Here is a 17034-nt window from a genome sequence, read left to right on the forward strand (position 1 = left end):
CTTTCAGAGCCTGTCACTCACAGGCAGGTTTATGCGTCACTGCCCGCGACTAGCGCAGATCGCTGACCGCAACATGGTCCATATCATCAAAGACCTGGTTTTCACCCACCATTCCCCAGATAAAGGTGTAGGCTTTTGTCCCTACGCCGGAATGAATAGACCAGCTCGGCGAAATCACCGCCTGCTCGTTATGCATCACGATATGGCGCGTTTCCTGCGGCTGTCCCATCATGTGGAACACGCAGGCGTCCTCATCCATGTTGAAGTAGAAGTAGACTTCCATGCGGCGCTCGTGGGTATGGCACGGCATGGTGTTCCACAGATTCCCTGGCGCAAGCTCCGTCAACCCCATGCTGAGCTGGCAGGTCTCCAGCACGTCCGGCACGAAGTATTTATTGATGGTGCGGCGGTTGCTGGTGAGGTTGTCGCCCAGCGTCACGGGCGCGACGTCTGCCGGGGTCACCTTTTTGGTTGGACAGGTGGCGTGGGCCGGCGCGCAGTTATAGTAGAATTTCGCAGGCCTGCTGGCGTCGATGCTGGCAAAGACCACGTCCTTCGCCCCTTTACCCACGTACAGCGCCTCGCGATGGCCAATCTCATAGCACCGTCCGTCTACGGTGATGGTGCCCGGCCCGCCGATGTTAATCACCCCCAGCTCGCGACGCTCGAGGAAATAATTTACGCCCAGCTGTTTACCGACCTCACCGCCCACGGAGACGCTTTTCGTGACGGGCATTATTCCGCCCACAACAATGCGGTCGATATGGCTGTAAACCATGGTGTACCTGTCAGCCTCGAATATCTGCTCGACTAAAAATGCCTTACGCAGCCCCTGCGTATCCAGCGTTTTGGCGTGCGCGCTGTGGATGCTTTCTCTGACGTCCACGGTAACCTCCAGATGTGGTCATGCCCGAAGGCGGGAAGTAAAACGAAACAGCGTTCCGTTTTACATAATGAGCACATACTATCGGCATAAAGTGGGCTTTTCAATTATATTTAAAACAACGTTTCATTTTTATTTTTGTTTATCGCGGAATTGATGCCCGGATCACGCTAAAACCGTCGGGAGATAAAGATCACGATAAAAAAAACCTCCCGGAGGAGGTCTTTTTTTAATGAGGAAAAATTAGCGTTCAATGGCCAGCGCCACCCCTTGTCCGCCGCCTATACAGAGCGTGGCAATCCCTTTGCGGGCGTTGCGCTTCTTCATTTCGTGGACCAGCGAAACCAGGATTCGGCAGCCGGACGCCCCGATCGGGTGCCCCAGTGCGATCGCTCCACCGTTTACGTTGACCCGCAGCGGATCCCACTCCAGCATTTTTCCGACGGAGATCGCCTGCGCGGCATAGGCTTCGTTCACTTCGATCAGATCCACATCAGAAAGCTGCCACCCCGCACGCTCCAGACAGCGACGGGTCGCATAGACAGGCGCGATCCCCATTAACGCAGGATCCACGCCCACGCTGGCGAATGCCTTAATGCGGGCCAGCACGGGGAGATCGAGTTCAAGGGCTTTGCTTTCGCTCATCATCATCACGGCAGCGGCGCCGTCGTTAATGGAAGAGGCATTTCCCGCCGTGACCGAGCCCTGCATTTCAAACGCAGGATTCAGCCTCGCCAGCCCTTCAGCGCTGGCGTCGGTGCGCGGCTGCTCATCGGTATCCACAACGATAACCTCGCCCCCCTGACGCTGCGTGCTGACCGGGACAATTTCGTCGCGAAAACGGCCGGAATCAATCGCCGCACGCGCTTTTTGCTGCGAGCTTAGCGCATAGGCATCCTGCACCTCACGGCTGATGCCGTACTCGCGCGCCAGGTTTTCCGCCGTTACGCCCATATGATAATCGTTGAAGGCATCCCACAGCCCGTCATGCACCAGGCTGTCGAGCAGCTGGCTGTTGCCCAGCTGTGCGCCGGTACGGCTGTCGGTCAGGACGTGCGGCGCGCGGCTCATATTCTCCTGCCCGCCCGCAATGATTACGTCCGCCTCACCACACTGAATGGCCTGCGTCGCGAGATGCAGCGCTTTTAATCCTGAACCACAGACGTCGTTGATAGTGATAGCGGAGACGGTATTGGGCAGTCCGCCCTTCAGCGCCGCCTGTCGCGCAGGGTTTTGCCCGGCACCGGCCGTGAGGACCTGTCCCAGAATCACCTCATCAACTTCATGTGCTGCGATCCCGCTACGTTCTACCAGCGCTTTCACCACCACGCTGCCCAGGTCAACCGCCGAGTGACGCGCGAGCGCTCCCTGAAAACAGCCGATAGCTGTACGCAACGCACCCACTATTACGACATCTTTCATCACGACCTCTGTGTTAAATGACATGACGATAGTAGAGGATTGTTACTGGCAATTATCTTAATTGTTTAAAAATAGTGAGTTTAATCACAAGGATCAGCGTGCATCCTGCAGATACTGCCGCAGCCAGCTTCCGGCAACGCCGGGAGGGGATCGTTTATTCCACAGCAGATCGATGCCGATCGCCCGCGGCCAGCCGGGAACATTGAGCTGTACCAGGGATTTCGCGGCGGCAAATTCCTCCACCAGCGCGCACGGCAAGACGCACCAGCCAAATCCCTGTACCGCCATACTCAAGAGTAACAGGTAATTCGGGGCTGACCAGACAGGCCCGCGCGCGATCTCCGCCTCACGCTCAAGATAGGTGCTCAGCCGCAGCTCTCGCCAGCCGTGCAGATCGTCACGCTGAACGTCATCCTGCCCGGCCAGCGGATGCGTGGTCGCGACATAGATCGCCATGCGGGTCTGCATCGGCAGCCGGATGGCGCCAATATCCGTAGGATAACCGTCTCGCGCTTCGGTGAGGCCAATCTGCGCGCGCTCCTTTTGCAGCAGATCGATCACGTCCTCCTCCTCGCCAATCAGACATTCGAATTCCGTATGGGGAAAGCGCGCATCAAACTGCTTCATCATCTCTTCCAGCACATCCGGATTGAGGGTATCGGAAAGGACAAACGTCAGACGCGCCTCCGTTTGCGCCGTGAGCGACACCGCCAGCTCATCCAGCCGCGTGCTGGCGGCGAGAATAGCCTGCACGTAGCCCAGCACCTGTTCCCCCTGGGCCGTTAACACCGGCTGGCGGGCCGAACGGTCAAACAGCTCAAATCCCAGATCGGCTTCAAGGTTGGCAATGGACGTGCTGACCGTCGACTGGCTTTTACGCAGCCGGCGTGCGGCCGCAGAGAAAGAGCCTGCTGCAACGGTCTCGACAAACGCGGTCAGGGCTTCGGGTGAATAGCGCATAACCTATCTACTTTTACGATGGATACTATCTTTAATATATCAGCTTTAGCGATAAAAATAGGCCACATCAACGCCCATACTGGCGAATTAACGAGGTCTATCGCTATGCAACATCAGGATGCACTCCAACGTAAACTGCCGGAGCGGATCTTTCATGCTGTCTGTTTTGAAGGGATTGCGACGGCGATCCTCGCCCCTACCGCGGCGTGGTTGATGCAGCGTTCCGTGGTGGAAATGGGTGGGTTGACCATTATTCTGGCCACCACCGCCATGCTGTGGAACATTATTTATAACGTCGGCTTCGACCGTTTCTGGCCTGTTCAGCGCGTCAAACGTACGGCAAAAGTGCGTGCGCTGCATGCGCTGGGGTTCGAATGCGGCTTTATTGTGATTGGCGTGTCGATTGTCGCCGCCGTGCTGGGCGTCACCCTGCTGCAGGCATTCACACTGGAAATAGGTTTCTTCCTGTTCTTCCTGCCGTACACCATGTTCTATAACTGGGCGTACGATAATCTGCGTGAGAAATTTCTTAAGCGCCGCCAGCAACGACGCGCCCTGGCAGGCTGAACCGCCTCTGGCCGGACGCCCGTTCCGGCCCGACGTCTTCGAAGCAACTGCGCTCTTAAGGCATAACTATGGTAAATTGCACGCCATTCTGATGGTTTGATAGTTGATACGTTGCTCTAATGTCGAAAATTTGGTCAAAAGATGAGACTCTCTGGAGTTTCGCTCTCTACGGCACGGCCGTGGGCGCAGGAACGCTCTTCCTGCCCATTCAGCTGGGCTCCGCAGGCGCAATCGTCCTGTTTATTACCGCCCTCGTGGCCTACCCCTTAACCTACTGGCCGCACAAAGCGCTGGCGCAATTTATCCTGTCGTCGAAAACGAAAGGCAACGAAGGGATCACCGGCGCCGTTTCGCACTATTACGGCAGGAAGATCGGCAACCTGATCACCACGCTCTATTTCATCGCCTTCTTTGTGGTGGTGCAGATTTATGCGGTGGCCATCACCAACTCGTTAACCGAGCAGCTGGCAAAACACCTGACGGTAGACACCACCGTTCGCGTGCTGGTTAGCCTGGGCGTGGTGCTGGTCCTGAATCTGATCTTCCTGATGGGACGGCATATCACGATAAAAGTGATGGGCTTCCTGGTGTTTCCGCTGATCGCCTATTTCCTGTTTGTCTCGCTCTACCTGATCGGCAGCTGGCAACCCTCGCTGCTGACCAGCCAGATGGCCGTCGATCGCCATACGCTGCACCAGGTCTGGATTTCGATTCCGGTGATGGTGTTTGCGTTCAGCCACACGCCGATTATCTCGACGTTTGCCGTTGACCGCCGCGAGAAGTTCGGGGACGAGGCCATGGCTAAATGCAAGAAAATCATGAAGGTGGCATACCTGATTATCTGCCTGAGCGTGCTGTTCTTCGTCTTCAGCTGCCTGCTCTCTATTCCGCCGTCGTATATTGTGGCCGCCAAAGAGGAAGGGGTGACAATCCTGTCTGCGCTGTCGATGATGCCCTCCTCACCGGCGTGGCTGGGGATTTCCGGGATTGTCGTGGCGATTATTGCGATGTCGAAATCGTTTCTCGGCACCTATTTTGGGGTGATTGAAGGGGCGACGGAGATCGTGAAGTCGTCGCTGAACCAGGTGGGCGTGAAAAAGAGCCGCGCCTTTAACCGCGCGATATCCATCATGGGGGTGTCGTTAATCACCTTTGCCGTCTGCTGCATTAACCCGAACGCTATTTCGATGATTTACGCCATCAGCGGCCCGCTTATCGCCATGATCCTGTTTATCATGCCGACGCTGTCGACGTATCTGATCCCCTCCCTGAAACAGTACCGTTCCATAGGCAACCTGCTGACGCTGATCGTCGGGGTGCTGTGCGTGTCGGTGATGTTTGTCGGCTAATTCCCTTTCCTGCCCGGCGCGCTGCCGGGCAGGCCATTCAGTCCCGGCCTCCTGCTTACAGCGGAAAAGGCCTGTCCTGCACCACCGTTTTCATGACAAGCGTTGAGCGAAGATGCTGCACGCCGGGCATAGCGGAGAGCTTCTCGTCGTAGAGCTTCTGGAAAGCGGAAAGGTCGCGGGTCACGACGTGCATCAGATAATCAGGATCGCCAAACAGGCGCTGGGCCAGCACGATCTGCGGGATCTCTTCCACCGCCTCTTCAAACGCGCTGACCGCCTTTCGGCCACCCTCTTTCAGCGTCGCGAACACTATCGCCAGGAAATTAAATCCCATTTTGGCGGGGTCGAGGCTGGCACGGTATCCCGTTATGGCCCCGCTTTGCTCCAGCGCCCGCACGCGACGATGGCACGGCGAGAGGCTCAGATTCACCCGCTCAGCCAGTTCGGTAAGCGACAGGCGGCCGTCAGACTGCAGTTCAGCAAGAATTTTTCTATCGATGCTATCCATGTGGAAGATTTGCTCATTTTCACCGTGTTATGAGCATAACATTGAAAGCCTATTTCGCAGTGTTAGCGATATTCTTTTTCGCAACGTATAACGCACTGCGGGAGTATTTCAGGACGATGGAAATGAGTATTGTGGCCGGCTTTTGGGTGGTTTCGTTTCTGCTCATCATGACCCCGGGGGCCGACTGGGCCTACGCTATTAGCGCCGGGATTAACGGGCGACGCGTGGTCCCGGCGGTGATGGGGCTGATGTCCGGGCATCTGCTAGCCACATTGATTGTGGTGGCAGGAGTGGGGGTATTGATTGCTCAACATCCGCTGGCGTTAGCCGGGCTGACCGTGGCGGGAGCCCTGTATCTCCTGTGGCTTGGCATAACGTTATTGCGTCACCCGGCCGCACCGGAGAAGGCCACCCAGCATGCGGGTAACTGGACGCAGTGGGCGGTGAAAGGACTCTGCATTAGCGGCCTTAACCCGAAGGTTTTTTTGCTGTTCCTGGCCCTGCTTCCGCAATTCACAGACCCAACCGGAAGCTGGTCGATAGCGATGCAGATGTCTGCGCTTGGGATGATGCACCTTATTACCTGTACCCTGGTTTATCTGCTGGTGGGGTATGGTTCGAAAGCGGTGCTGGCGACCCGGCCACAGGCGGCCCGTCTGGTGAGCAGGGCATCGGGAGGGTTGATGGTGCTGATCGCGCTGGTACTGCTGTTTGAGCAGGTGAGATAAAAAAACACCGGCCATCGCCGGTGTTATTTACGCCCGAATATCGTCATATTCCCGCGTTTTATCAAACTCATGTTTCGCGAACGGGCACAGCGGAATAATTTTGCGGTTCTCACCGCGCATCTTCTCCACCACTTTCGCCACCAGCTGTTTACCGACGCCCTGCCCTTTCAGGCTCTCATCCACATCGGTGTGCTCGATAATGCTCAGGTGCTCGCCGGTCGGCACGAAGACAATCTCCGCGACCTGGTTGCCGTTCGCATCATTCACGTAAAACTTGTTATGGCCTTCCAGAATATCCATGGTTCCTCGCTTATTTTTGGCGATACTTCAGCGCACCGCTCGGGCAGGTATCAATCACGCGGACAACCGTTTCAACGTCCACTTCATCGGGAATAATCCACGGTTTACGTTTCAGATTAAACAGCTTTGCGCTGCCACGCACGCAGTTACCGGAGTGTTTGCAGATCCCGGTGTTGAAGTAGACGTCAATTTTCTCGCCGGTATAGGCCCGGTAACCCGCATCCAGTAGCTCTTTATCCATGACATTGCCTCTGTAATTATTATCGTGCTGAATGAAGAATAGCCTGACGGGATCCTGATGGCTATATACCCGTCATACTTCAAGCTGCAGGTGCGTTGGCTGCACTCACTCACCCCAGTCACGTACTTATGTACGCTCCCGGGGATTCGTTCCCTTGCCGCCTTCCCGCAACTCGAATTATTTAGGGTATAACGCCGAAAACGAAAAGCCAGGTCACAACTCTTTTAGTGCCAGATTGCGTCCGCTATTGGCCCATGTCAGGCTCGGCAAATGTCACTTTTACATAACATCCGCAGGTTGAATGAAACGCAGACTCTCATTTCAGGTAAAGCTGTTTTTAGCGCTGGTGTGCTTCTCCTGCCTGCTGTTAGTTCTGCTGGGAACGATCCTGTTTCATTTTATTGACCGGCAGCTCCATCACGATCTCGGCCAACGCGCCCGGGTGCAGGCCAGCCAGATCGCGCTGATGCCGGGTCTGGCGGCCATGGTCGCGGCCAGAGATATTCCGGGGATAGCCCGGTTAATTCAGCCGCTGCGCGCCGAAAGCGATGCCAGCTACATTGTGATTGGCGATACCGAGGAACAGCACCTCTATCATTCGGAATCCCCGGAGCGTATTAATTTACCGATGATCGGCGGGGACAATGCGGAGGTGTTAAAGGGTAAAACCATTATTTCCGTGCGTCAGGGTGGGATTGGCGTGTCGCTACGCAGCAAAGCCCCCATCTTCAATGCGCAGCATCAGGTGATCGGTATTGTCTCGGTCGGCTATCTGACCTCTTATATAGCCAATATTAATGCCCGCATTCTCTGGCAGTCCGGGCTGTACGGCGCGGGTCTTCTTCTGCTGCTGTTTATGTTCTCCTGGCTGTTTACCCGCAATCTCAAAAAACAGATGTTCCGACTGGAGCCGAAAGATATCGCTCAGCTGGTTTTGCAGCAGCGCGCGCTATTAGAAGCCATGTATGAGGGGGTATTTGCCGTCAATGAAGAGAAGCAGCTGATTTTGATTAACCGCGCCGCACGAGAAATGCTGGATATTCGGCAAAGTGAGAAAGAACTTATCGGCAAACCGCTGGAAGACGTTCTGCAGACGTCGCCGGGCTTTTTATCCCAGCGCTACGCCTCGGTGAGCAGCGGTAGCCACGACCAGATTGCGGTGCTGAACCAGCGGGAGGTGATCGTCAACCGCGTCGCGATTGAGGTCGAACCCGGCGTTGAAAGCGGCTGGGTCTACAGCTTTCGCGACAAAAATGACATCAACACCCTCAGCAGCCAGCTCAGTCAGATCAAGCGCTATGCGGATAACCTGCGCATTATGCGCCACGAGCAGCTGAACTGGACCGCCACGCTGGTGGGCTTGCTGCAGATGAAACACTATGACGAGGCGATTCGCTACATTCAGGTGCAGTCCGAAGGCGCGCAGCGCGTGCTGGACTTTGTCTCCGCCCGTTTTTCCTCTCCCGCGCTGTGCGGGCTGCTGCTCGGAAAATACGTCAGCGCCCGCGAAAAAGGGATCGAACTGCTGTTTGATCCCGCCTGCCAGCTCACCCGCATGCCCGCCACGCTCAACGAAACGGAGCTGATGTCCATTATTGGTAACCTGCTGGATAACGCGGTAGACGCGACCCTTAAGGCCCCGGTCCCCGCGCCGGTGGAACTCTACATTTCTGACCGAAACCAGGAGCTGCTGATCGAGGTGGCCGACCGGGGCTGCGGGGTGGAGGATGCGATGAAGCCGCATATTTTCCGCCAGGGATTCAGCAGCAAGCCGGAACGTGAAAACGACATTGTGGGCACCGAGCACGGTATTGGCCTGTATCTGGTGGCAGGATATATCGACAAGGCTGGCGGCAGCATTGAGATTGCCGACAACACGCCACAAGGGACCATTTTTTCTGTGTTTATTCCGAATGGGCAAAAGCATGACCCGAGCACTTGATGTTGTGATCGTTGAAGATGAGCCGCACCTGGCGGAGCTGCATCGCGAGTATATCGAGCAGAATTTTCATTTGCGCGTGGTGGGCATCGCCGCGTCGATTGAGCAGGCATGCAGCCTGATTCGTCAGCATCAGCCGCGGCTTATCCTGCTGGACAACTATCTCCCGGACGGTAAAGGCGTGGAGCTCATCGATAACCCGCTGCTGAAAAGCTATGAGTGTTCGGTGATCTTCATCACCGCCGCCAGCGATATGCAAACCTGCAGCCACGCCATGCGCAGCGGCGCGTTTGACTACCTCATCAAGCCCGTCTTTTTCCAGCGCCTGCACGCCTCGCTGGAGCGTTTTATGCGCTTCATCCACACCGTGCAGCAGGTGAAGGTGGTCGACCAGCATGCGCTGGATCGCCTGTTTCATCTGCCTGCCGCGGAAGCCTCCGTAACGCCGTCCACAAAGGGCATTGAACCCCAAACGCTGGAGCGGATAAAACGCCTGTTCGCCGAGCATCCCGACAGCGCGATGTCGGTTGAAGAGGTGGTGGAAAACGTGGGGATCAGCAAAACCACGGGGCGTCGCTACCTCGAATACTGCGTGGAGAGTGGGTTGATCAGCATTGAAATGCTGTACGGCAATATTGGTCATCCTCGCCGGTTATACCGTAAAGCCCCCGATAAACGGTAATCCAAAACCGTTCGTTGGCTAACGTTCGCGGATTTTATGGTGTTAATTGCTGAAACGACGGCGACAATCACACTTCGGAATCATTGCCCTCGCCTCCCTATTGTCGGAGGCGCGCTTTACGCTATGTTGACAATTAGTTCCTCAAATGTAACTAAAAGGTTAACTATAATGTCGAACACGTTCCGAATTTCTCTGCTTACCGCTACCGTACTGTTCTCTGCTTCTGCACTGTCTGCCCTGCCGCAGGGTTATCCTGCTGAGTATCAAAAAGTGGTTGATGCCGCCACGAAAGAGGGCAAGGTTGTCATCTATTCCACCACCGACATCAAAGCTGCCGGCCCGCTGATCCAGGGCTTCGAAAAAACCTACCCGGGCATTAAAGTCGAATACAACGACATGAACAGCACCGAGCTGTACAACCGTTTCATCAGCGAACAGGCTTCCGGCGGCGTGAGCGGCGACGTGGTCTGGAGCTCTTCGATGGACACGGGCCTGAAGCTCGCCACCGACTACGCCATGGAGTACAAATCTCCGGAGCAAAGCCAGCTGCCGAAATGGGCGGTCTGGAAAGATAAGGCCTACGGCACCACCTATGAGCCGGTGGTCTTTATCTACAACAAGCGCCTGATTCCGGCCGGTGACGTGCCGGATTCTCACGCCGCGCTGGCGAAGCTGATTGCCAGCCAGACGGACAAATTCAAGAACAAAGTCACCACCTACGATATCGAAAAATCGGGTCTGGGCTTTATGCTCTCGGTGCAGGATCACAACGCCGATCCGAACTACTTTAAAACCCTGGCCGAGGTCGCCAAAGGGGGCCTGTCGGTGCAGTCGTCTACCGGCACCATGATGGAGCGCGTCTCCTCCGGTGAAAACCTGATTGGCTTCAACATCCTCGGTTCTTATGCGGAAGCGCGTGCGAAAAACGATCCGTCACTCGGCATCTCCTATCCGAAGGATTACACCCTGGTGCTGTCGCGCGTGTCGTTCATCAGCCAGCAATCGCAAAACAGCAACGCCGCGAAGCTGTGGCTGGACTACGTGCTGTCTGAACAAGGGCAAGGCATTCTGGCCAACCAGGCGGACATTCCCTCCATTCGTAACGATATCGAAGGGAAAAATGATATCGACGGCCTGACCAAAATCCTCGGCAACGCGCTGAAGCCGATCCCGGTTGATGAAACGCTGCTGGAATACCTGCAGCCGAAAAAACGCCTCGAGTACATCAAAGAGTGGCGTACCGCCGCCGGTAAATAAGCGTCTGAGCGCGGCGCTGGCCGCCGCGCGCCCTTATCGACTGAGTTCGTTTTTCTGGGCTGCAACACCAGGGATACCCCATGAATACATTACGCAGAAAGTGGCAAAGCCTGCCGCGAGGCATCGTCGTGCTGATAACCGCCCTGGTTATCTACACGCCGCTGTCGTTTATCGTGATCCAGAGCTTCCTGTCCGCGCCGTTCTTTTCGCCGTCAAAAGAGTGGAGCTTTGAATCATTTGATTTTATTTTCACCGATCCTGATTTTTATAAGGCCCTGAAAAGCGGCTTTATTCTGGCTTTCGGGCTGGTCTTTATCTCTATCCCGCTGGGCGGCGTGCTGGCGTTTCTGATGGTGCGTACCGACCTGCCCGGTCGCCGGCTGATTGAGCCGCTGATCCTGGTCCCGATTTTCGTTTCACCGATGGTGCTGGGCTTCGGCTACGTGGTGGCCGCCGGTCCGGTGGGCTTTCTCTCCCAGTGGGCTGAGGCGCTGATTGGCTTTGTGCCGTGGAACATCTACGACATGTCGAGCATTGTGGTCATTGCCGGCCTGACGCACGTCCCGCACGCCTATCTGTATATCTCGTCAGCGCTGCGCAGCGTGGGCTCCGACGTGGAAGAAGCCGCACGCACCGCGGGCGCGTCGCCCTGGCAGGTGATGACCTCCGTCAGCCTGCCGATGGTGCGCCCGTCTATTCTGTACGCCACCGTGCTGCTGTTCTTCCTCGGGCTGGAAGTGTTCGGCCTGATGCTGGTCCTCGGCGACCCGGAAGGCAACATGGTGCTGGCGACCTATCTCTATAAGCTGACGAACAAGATGGGCACCCCATCTTATAACCTGATGGCGGCGGTTGCCGTGGTGCTGATCTGCATCACCATCCCGCTGGTGATGCTCCAGCGTCGCCTGATGCGCACCGCCAACCGTTTCGTCACCATGAAGGGCAAGGCCTCCCAGGCCCGCGCGCTGCCGCTGGGTAAATGGCGCTGGGTGGCTGGCGCGGTGATTGCCTTCTGGCTCACCGTCACCATCGGCGTTCCGCTGCTCGGCGTGGTGCTGCGCGCGTTTATCTCCAACTGGGGCGTGGGCGTTTCGCTGTGGGACGAGCTTTCTCTGAACACCTTCCGCACCATCTGGGCGCAGCCCAACCTGCTGCGCGCCATCGTCAACTCCATGGCGATTGGCGTCATTGGCGGCGCGCTGGCCGTGGTGTGCTACCTGTTTGTCGGCATTGCCATGCACCGCAAGCCGGATAACACCACGCGTTTCCTGGACTACAGCGTGCTGGTGCCGCGCGCCGTGCCAGGCCTGCTGGCGGGTCTGGCCTTCCTGTGGGTGTTCCTGTTCCTGCCGATGTGGCTGGATAACTCGCTGAAATCCGGCTGGCTTTCCGGATTCGCCTGGACCGACTGGATGCGCGAAAACGTCATCGTCTGGCTGCGTTCGCTGCGAAGCACCATTTTCAGCGTCTGGCTGGCCTATACCGTGGTGTGGATGGCTTACGGGCTGAGGCTCATCTCTTCCACGCTGCTGCAGGTGGGGCCGGAGCTTGAAGAGGCGGCGCGCAGTACCGGAGCAACGCGCGGGCAGATCACCCGCCACGTTACCATCCCGCTCTCCCGCTACGGCCTTATCGGTTCGTGGCTGCTGATGTTCCTGATCTTTGAACGCGAATACTCAACGGGTGTGTACCTGCTTTCACCCGGCACGGAGACCATCGGCTCGATGCTGGTTTCCCTCTGGGCCGCGGGTGCCATCGATATCGTGGCGGCGCTCTCTTTCATTAACATCCTGCTGGTCGTGGTAGGTCTGGGCATTGCCCTTCGTTTCGGAGTGAAAATACATGATTGAATTAGCGGTTGACGATCTGCACTTAACCTACGGCGACAATCCTGTTTTAAAAGGTGTCTCCATGAACCTGAAGCGCGGCGAAGTGGTCTCCCTGTTAGGCCCCTCCGGCAGCGGCAAAACCACCCTGCTCCGCGCCGTCGCGGGTCTGGAAAAACCGACCCAGGGGTCGATTGTCATTGGACAGAATAAAGTTTACGACGGTACGCCGCGCAGCGAGGTCCCGGCGGAAGAGCGCAATCTGGGGCTGGTATTCCAGTCCTACGCCCTGTGGCCGCACAAAACCGTATTTGAGAACGTGGCCTATCCGCTCAAGCTGCGCAAAGTCCCGGCCAAAGAGATCCAGCAGCGCGTGCAGGACGTGCTGGACCAGCTTGGTCTGGGCCATCTTGGCAAACGTCACCCGCATCAGCTCTCCGGTGGGCAGCAGCAGCGCGTGGCGATTGGCCGGGCGCTGGTGTACAACCCGCCGGTGATTTTGCTGGACGAGCCGCTTTCCAACCTCGACGCCAAACTGCGCGAAGAAGCCCGCGTGTTCCTGCGCGAGCTGATTATCAAGCTCGGGCTGTCCGCGTTGATGGTGACGCACGACCAGAACGAAGCGATGTCCATTTCCGACCGTATCCTGCTGCTTAACAACGGCAAAATTGAGCAACAGGGCACGCCGCAGGAGATGTACGGCTCGCCGAAGACGCTGTTTACCGCCGAATTTATGGGCAGCAACAATCGCCTGCACGGCAAGGTCACCGACGTGCGCGACGGCAGAGCGCGCATCGAAGGGAAAGGCTGGGTGCTGTGGGGCCAGGCCGGTGAAGGCGTGCAGAGTGGCGCTGACGCCACGGCAGTGATCCGCGTCGAGCGCGTCGCGGTGGTTGAGGGGCTAGGGGAAAATCAGCTTGAGCTGCCGCTGCTCACCAGCATGTACCTCGGCGACCGCTGGGAGTACCTGTTCCGCACGGTGGGGGATGATTTTGTGATCCGTGCGTATGGGCATGAGGTTCGGGATCCGCAGCACTGCCATCTTTCGCTGCCGGAGAAGCATGTTTGGGTGTTCCCGAAAGGGTGAATTTAAGAGGAAAAGGCTGCGGGATGCGGCCTTTTTACGTTAGAAAACAGGAACAGCGTACCAAAGATCCTCATTTTTTAGATAGGGCAGAATCGTCTGCCGGGGCGGAGTAAATCTATAAATGACTTTGAGGTCTCTGTTAAACCCGTGGTGATTCAGGGGCGGTTTGCCCCCTTATTCTTTGGGATAAGAAAATTCAGCAGTGACTAAATGCGATTCTGATTTACCTGATTGGACGTCATACGCGAAGTTATACCGCTCTCCAGGTGCAAATTTAAATCCGAACACAGGAAGACACCCGCCCTTTTGAACATACACGGGCTTGTCATCAAATATCTTGTGAAGAGAGTCGCTATTATCACTGTTGATTTGGATAGCAGTGATCCGTTCCTGTGGCTCCAGTGGTGACACCACACAAACTTGATTATCTTTGATTAATGCCGTTGTAGATTCACGATCTACCATTCGATCACCCGGCCCAGGGCATCCCGTTAAGATGAATACAACACCCAGCAACATTTTGTTCTTCATGTTTAACGCCCCTTCCCTGTTACGATTTTTTGGTAAAGCGAAGGGATATCCTGCAATAAATCTACGCCCCTGTACATCCCCATGCGCCCTGGTCTCTGATAGTAAGACCACTTACTGATCCCATAAACCAGTAGCAACCAGTAATCAGCTAAAATAGAGGCTTGCTGTTCAAGAGAGTAATCAGTGAGTTTTTCTTTATCCAGCCTGTAGGTATATTCAGCAGCCCAGCTAAAAGCTCCCCGCATTCTCACCCATTGCCCGTGTTGGTGTTGCCAGACATGCCCCAGTTCATGGATGAAAACATATTTATCTTCGATGAAGACCGAGTTAGCGGAAAAGTCTTCCCTGTACATCGACTTTCTGTACCATAACTCTCCGTTTGGAGTCATCGCGTAGTTTTGTTTTTGTAGTCCGAATGGTAAATAACTGTCGCAATGAATCCAGACACGGCTATAAACTATCGAATCACCGAACACCCTACGAGCCATTGCAATCTCGCCTAATGTCATCCGGCGTAATTTTCCTTCCTCTGCCTGTGCGCTCATAAACTGTCCTCCTTGTATGATTTATATCAGGGTATCCAGGGAGCATAAAACGCGCAACTAACAGATTTAGGACAATAGAAGACATAAAGCCCCGTTGATGATGCAGCAACAAGCGGAGCGTAGCGACTTCATCAGATTGTCAGAGGGATCACACCTTATCAGGGTGCTCGTGTACCGTCAGGAGCGTGAGCGAAGCGCTGGCAGAGCCTGCATATCGTGTGCAGGTACGTTTACCACTATACACCTGTTTACGTGCCTCATAAGGCCGCACATCGGGCTTTAATGCGTGATCAATCTGTTGATGGCATAACGATGCTTGGATGGGCTTTATCTTCACGTTTTGCTATCGCGGTGTGAGGATGCTACTGCCGCCAACGCTGAGTTATACTGTCATCTCACCATGTAACTTAGCGTGACAGTTACCAAGGGCGGATCAAAATGGTAGAACCCATAGGCAACAAAAAATAGGTAACTATTTAAGTTCCTGATAGAGAAGGCTTCAAAGACTTGTTTACAAGTGGAAATTCTGGAGCGGGCGAAGGGAAAACACCCCCGCTCCAAAGATCTCGTAATCCCATGGATTTGTTAACAAAAAATTTGTGCATTGTAGGAGGGTTTTGTAGGAGGAACTACAACGATTTACAAACCGCTTCACTCCAGAACGCTGATAAGTTTTAGCGCGTCACTTCTGACAGAATCTTGTATTCGCTCAGAGTCAGCGATCAATACCAAAGCCTCAATACTTAAACCATCCCTGATCACTTTTCGCGCTTTACTGAGACGGCTCCGGCAACTTTTCTCTGTATAACCCTCACGTGAGTGCATTTGCTCAATGATATAAGCGCTTGATAAATTTGAATCGGCAAAATGATGGTAGTAGTTTACGAAGCACTCCATCCCGATAGCCTTAAGGAGGGTGACCAGGGTAACACTACTCGTTATCTTATCTGGTTGATTCGATAACTCTTCCATAGGTTCGGGTGGAAGGGTTTGCATAGCCGCTTCATTGACTGAAGCCGAACTCCTTACAATCAATTCCTCTTTGATGGAACTAACTCGGGGATCAGTAAGAATCGCGCCCTTGAGGTTAACGATATGTGCGTTAACGTGGTCACTATGCCGAGCGTAATCTCGTATTACTTCATGTGGGATTTTGTAGGCATCAAGAATGTTGTAAGTTTCATCGAAAATAACGGCTATCAAATAATCAAAATCGGCAGCTTCATAGTTACGCAATGCACTGAGTTGCCGGGAAGGATTATCCGGCGTGACTCTCCTCGCTTTGATCTGCACTTTCTTGCCATCAGCATCAATGGCATCAGCACCCGCCGACGAATTACTGAGAAGAGTCATACCCAGTGCATTAGAAACCAGCCATTCAGCATAGTCACCAACAGGATTATTCTTGGTGCGAATGACACCTCTAGAACGCAACTGCGTTAAAATTTCGGAATGAAGTGACAGCAATTCAAGATTATTCAGCGCATTTAGCCAATCATATGATGTTAAATGATTATTTTTCAAAAACACTCTCCATTGCCGAAGTGAAATGCCACTGTAACGCCTACGTAACGCACCTGGATTTTGATGTTTTGTCGACTCTTATAGAAGAGTAAGACTGATTCATAGGTGTCTCATCTTTTGCCAAAGAAGACTGTTCATTAATACAGCATCCAGAATTTATAAACTTACACTTACTTCACTTTCTCAGTTTGCCCCACCGCACTGCCGAAACAATACCCCAGTTGCCACTGGCATTGGGCCTACGCCATTTTGCTGTCTCCATGCTACGGAGATACTCAAGAGCTTCAGAAAACGTGCCAAAACGCTTCTGAACCGCTTTATCACCTACGCCAAACGAACCATCACGGGTGCTCGCCAAACCGGGGTGAAAACAGGAACCATCGGCTGCGTATGGAACCAACAGTTCAGGATCGTTATCTTCAGATGAGTCAGACGCTAACAACTGCCACGGCTCAACACTGAGAGCATTAGCCAGCACCTCAATCGCATCCAAAGACGCATTAGAACCGCCGCGTTCAATGCGGCTCATATAGCTACGAGCAAACCCACACCGATCGGCAAAGGCTTCCTGACTCATTCCGGTGGCAATGCGCAACTCTTTTACTCGTTGTCCAAACAGTTTTCTCAGGGTCATGTTCATGCTCTGAATTTGCGCAGATGTCCACTAAAGAGCCACGCACCAATA

At 54.7% G+C, this 17034-nt stretch carries 18 protein-coding genes; 8 read left to right on the forward strand and 10 right to left on the reverse strand.

Annotation, left to right across the window (positions count from 1 at the left end; all coding sequences use genetic code 11):
- Nucleotides 1-49: 49 nt before the first annotated feature.
- The 3 genes from kduI to AA74_RS0111515 all read right to left on the reverse strand — a co-directional run bounded on the left by kduI (nt 50) and on the right by AA74_RS0111515 (nt 3265).
- The gene (gene kduI, locus AA74_RS0111505; RefSeq protein WP_008499680.1) at nt 50-886 is read right to left on the reverse strand and encodes a 5-dehydro-4-deoxy-D-glucuronate isomerase; all 837 of its coding nucleotides are present in this window, start codon (nt 884-886) and stop codon (nt 50-52) included.
- Between the two features lie 240 nt (nt 887-1126).
- The gene (locus tag AA74_RS0111510) at nt 1127-2305 is read right to left on the reverse strand and encodes an acetyl-CoA C-acetyltransferase (protein ID WP_008499681.1); all 1179 of its coding nucleotides are present in this window, start codon (nt 2303-2305) and stop codon (nt 1127-1129) included.
- Nucleotides 2306-2398: 93 nt separating this feature from the next.
- Nucleotides 2399-3265, reverse strand: a complete 867-nt coding sequence (locus AA74_RS0111515) for a LysR family transcriptional regulator (protein ID WP_025912421.1) — start codon at nt 3263-3265, stop codon at nt 2399-2401.
- A 105-nt stretch (nt 3266-3370) separates the two neighbouring features.
- Here AA74_RS0111515 and AA74_RS0111520 point away from each other — a divergent pair, with 105 nt between their 5' ends.
- On the forward strand, nt 3371-3832 hold the full coding sequence (locus tag AA74_RS0111520; protein WP_008499683.1) for a multidrug/biocide efflux PACE transporter: 462 nt from the start codon (nt 3371-3373) through the stop codon (nt 3830-3832).
- 119 nt (nt 3833-3951) lie between these two features.
- Complete coding sequence (locus AA74_RS0111525; protein ID WP_023294484.1) at nt 3952-5181, forward strand: amino acid permease; 1230 nt, start codon at nt 3952-3954, stop codon at nt 5179-5181.
- Between the two features lie 55 nt (nt 5182-5236).
- On the opposite strand, the gene AA74_RS0111530 is transcribed toward AA74_RS0111525, so the two are convergent.
- Complete coding sequence (locus tag AA74_RS0111530; protein WP_025912422.1) at nt 5237-5689, reverse strand: Lrp/AsnC family transcriptional regulator; 453 nt, start codon at nt 5687-5689, stop codon at nt 5237-5239.
- A gap of 116 nt (nt 5690-5805) precedes the next feature.
- Here AA74_RS0111530 and AA74_RS0111535 point away from each other — a divergent pair, with 116 nt between their 5' ends.
- The gene (locus tag AA74_RS0111535) at nt 5806-6417 is read left to right on the forward strand and encodes a LysE family translocator (protein ID WP_025912423.1); all 612 of its coding nucleotides are present in this window, start codon (nt 5806-5808) and stop codon (nt 6415-6417) included.
- A gap of 27 nt (nt 6418-6444) precedes the next feature.
- Here the strand turns inward: AA74_RS0111535 and AA74_RS0111540 are convergent, their stop codons facing one another.
- Together AA74_RS0111540 and yjdI are read right to left on the reverse strand one after the other, a co-directional pair.
- On the reverse strand, nt 6445-6717 hold the full coding sequence (locus AA74_RS0111540; RefSeq protein ID WP_008499687.1) for a GNAT family N-acetyltransferase: 273 nt from the start codon (nt 6715-6717) through the stop codon (nt 6445-6447).
- A gap of 10 nt (nt 6718-6727) precedes the next feature.
- Entirely contained in the window at nt 6728-6958 is a 231-nt protein-coding gene (gene yjdI, locus AA74_RS0111545) for a 4Fe-4S mono-cluster protein YjdI (protein ID WP_008499689.1), read from the reverse strand.
- A 301-nt stretch (nt 6959-7259) separates the two neighbouring features.
- Here yjdI and AA74_RS0111550 point away from each other — a divergent pair, with 301 nt between their 5' ends.
- The 5 genes from AA74_RS0111550 to AA74_RS0111570 all read left to right on the forward strand — a co-directional run bounded on the left by AA74_RS0111550 (nt 7260) and on the right by AA74_RS0111570 (nt 13749).
- Nucleotides 7260-8900 carry a sensor histidine kinase gene (locus AA74_RS0111550; protein WP_025912424.1) on the forward strand — a complete coding sequence of 547 codons (1641 nt, stop codon included), beginning with the start codon at nt 7260-7262 and terminating at the stop codon, nt 8898-8900.
- The gene (locus AA74_RS0111555) at nt 8884-9579 is read left to right on the forward strand and encodes a response regulator (RefSeq protein ID WP_025912425.1); all 696 of its coding nucleotides are present in this window, start codon (nt 8884-8886) and stop codon (nt 9577-9579) included. Before AA74_RS0111550 ends, AA74_RS0111555 begins: the two co-directional genes overlap by 17 nt.
- Nucleotides 9580-9747: 168 nt before the next feature.
- Nucleotides 9748-10836, forward strand: coding sequence for an ABC transporter substrate-binding protein (locus tag AA74_RS0111560; protein WP_025912426.1), 1089 nt, complete (start codon nt 9748-9750; stop codon nt 10834-10836).
- An 80-nt stretch (nt 10837-10916) separates the two neighbouring features.
- Complete coding sequence (locus AA74_RS0111565) at nt 10917-12686, forward strand: iron ABC transporter permease (protein WP_023294491.1); 1770 nt, start codon at nt 10917-10919, stop codon at nt 12684-12686.
- Nucleotides 12679-13749 (forward strand): ABC transporter ATP-binding protein, encoded by a 1071-nt coding sequence (locus tag AA74_RS0111570; RefSeq protein WP_025912427.1) that lies wholly within the window; start codon nt 12679-12681, stop codon nt 13747-13749. Before AA74_RS0111565 ends, AA74_RS0111570 begins: the two co-directional genes overlap by 8 nt.
- Nucleotides 13750-13923: 174 nt before the next feature.
- Here the strand turns inward: AA74_RS0111570 and AA74_RS0111575 are convergent, their stop codons facing one another.
- The 4 genes from AA74_RS0111575 to AA74_RS0111590 all read right to left on the reverse strand — a co-directional run bounded on the left by AA74_RS0111575 (nt 13924) and on the right by AA74_RS0111590 (nt 16983).
- The gene (locus tag AA74_RS0111575) at nt 13924-14280 is read right to left on the reverse strand and encodes a putative T6SS immunity periplasmic lipoprotein (protein ID WP_025912428.1); all 357 of its coding nucleotides are present in this window, start codon (nt 14278-14280) and stop codon (nt 13924-13926) included.
- A gap of 2 nt (nt 14281-14282) precedes the next feature.
- On the reverse strand, nt 14283-14825 hold the full coding sequence (locus AA74_RS0111580; protein WP_025912429.1) for a type IV secretion protein Rhs: 543 nt from the start codon (nt 14823-14825) through the stop codon (nt 14283-14285).
- A gap of 651 nt (nt 14826-15476) precedes the next feature.
- Complete coding sequence (locus AA74_RS0111585; RefSeq protein WP_025912430.1) at nt 15477-16349, reverse strand: hypothetical protein; 873 nt, start codon at nt 16347-16349, stop codon at nt 15477-15479.
- A gap of 175 nt (nt 16350-16524) precedes the next feature.
- On the reverse strand, nt 16525-16983 hold the full coding sequence (locus tag AA74_RS0111590; RefSeq protein WP_155267968.1) for a helix-turn-helix domain-containing protein: 459 nt from the start codon (nt 16981-16983) through the stop codon (nt 16525-16527).
- Nucleotides 16984-17034: the final 51 nt, after the last annotated feature.

The sequence above is a fragment of the Enterobacter sp. 5-4 genome, assembly GCF_000612205.1.
Taxonomy (GTDB): domain Bacteria; phylum Pseudomonadota; class Gammaproteobacteria; order Enterobacterales; family Enterobacteriaceae; genus Enterobacter; species Enterobacter roggenkampii.

Bases quoted from the DNA above. Each gene is read 5' to 3' on its own strand.
- AA74_RS0111525 (WP_023294484.1), top strand. From the start codon at position 3,952: ATGTCGAAAATTTGGTCAAAAGATGAGACTCTCTGGAGTTTCGCTCTC.
- AA74_RS0111510 (WP_008499681.1), bottom strand. From the start codon at position 2,305: ATGAAAGATGTCGTAATAGTGGGTGCGTTGCGTACAGCTATCGGCTGT.
- AA74_RS0111530 (WP_025912422.1), bottom strand. From the start codon at position 5,689: ATGGATAGCATCGATAGAAAAATTCTTGCTGAACTGCAGTCTGACGGC.
- AA74_RS0111565 (WP_023294491.1), top strand. From the start codon at position 10,917: ATGAATACATTACGCAGAAAGTGGCAAAGCCTGCCGCGAGGCATCGTC.
- yjdI (WP_008499689.1), bottom strand. From the start codon at position 6,958: ATGGATAAAGAGCTACTGGATGCGGGTTACCGGGCCTATACCGGCGAG.
- AA74_RS0111515 (WP_025912421.1), bottom strand. From the start codon at position 3,265: ATGCGCTATTCACCCGAAGCCCTGACCGCGTTTGTCGAGACCGTTGCA.
- AA74_RS0111560 (WP_025912426.1), top strand. From the start codon at position 9,748: ATGTCGAACACGTTCCGAATTTCTCTGCTTACCGCTACCGTACTGTTC.
- AA74_RS0111555 (WP_025912425.1), top strand. From the start codon at position 8,884: ATGACCCGAGCACTTGATGTTGTGATCGTTGAAGATGAGCCGCACCTG.
- AA74_RS0111570 (WP_025912427.1), top strand. From the start codon at position 12,679: ATGATTGAATTAGCGGTTGACGATCTGCACTTAACCTACGGCGACAAT.
- AA74_RS0111520 (WP_008499683.1), top strand. From the start codon at position 3,371: ATGCAACATCAGGATGCACTCCAACGTAAACTGCCGGAGCGGATCTTT.
- AA74_RS0111580 (WP_025912429.1), bottom strand. From the start codon at position 14,825: ATGAGCGCACAGGCAGAGGAAGGAAAATTACGCCGGATGACATTAGGC.
- AA74_RS0111575 (WP_025912428.1), bottom strand. From the start codon at position 14,280: ATGAAGAACAAAATGTTGCTGGGTGTTGTATTCATCTTAACGGGATGC.
- AA74_RS0111590 (WP_155267968.1), bottom strand. From the start codon at position 16,983: ATGACCCTGAGAAAACTGTTTGGACAACGAGTAAAAGAGTTGCGCATT.
- AA74_RS0111535 (WP_025912423.1), top strand. From the start codon at position 5,806: ATGGAAATGAGTATTGTGGCCGGCTTTTGGGTGGTTTCGTTTCTGCTC.
- AA74_RS0111540 (WP_008499687.1), bottom strand. From the start codon at position 6,717: ATGGATATTCTGGAAGGCCATAACAAGTTTTACGTGAATGATGCGAAC.
- AA74_RS0111550 (WP_025912424.1), top strand. From the start codon at position 7,260: ATGAAACGCAGACTCTCATTTCAGGTAAAGCTGTTTTTAGCGCTGGTG.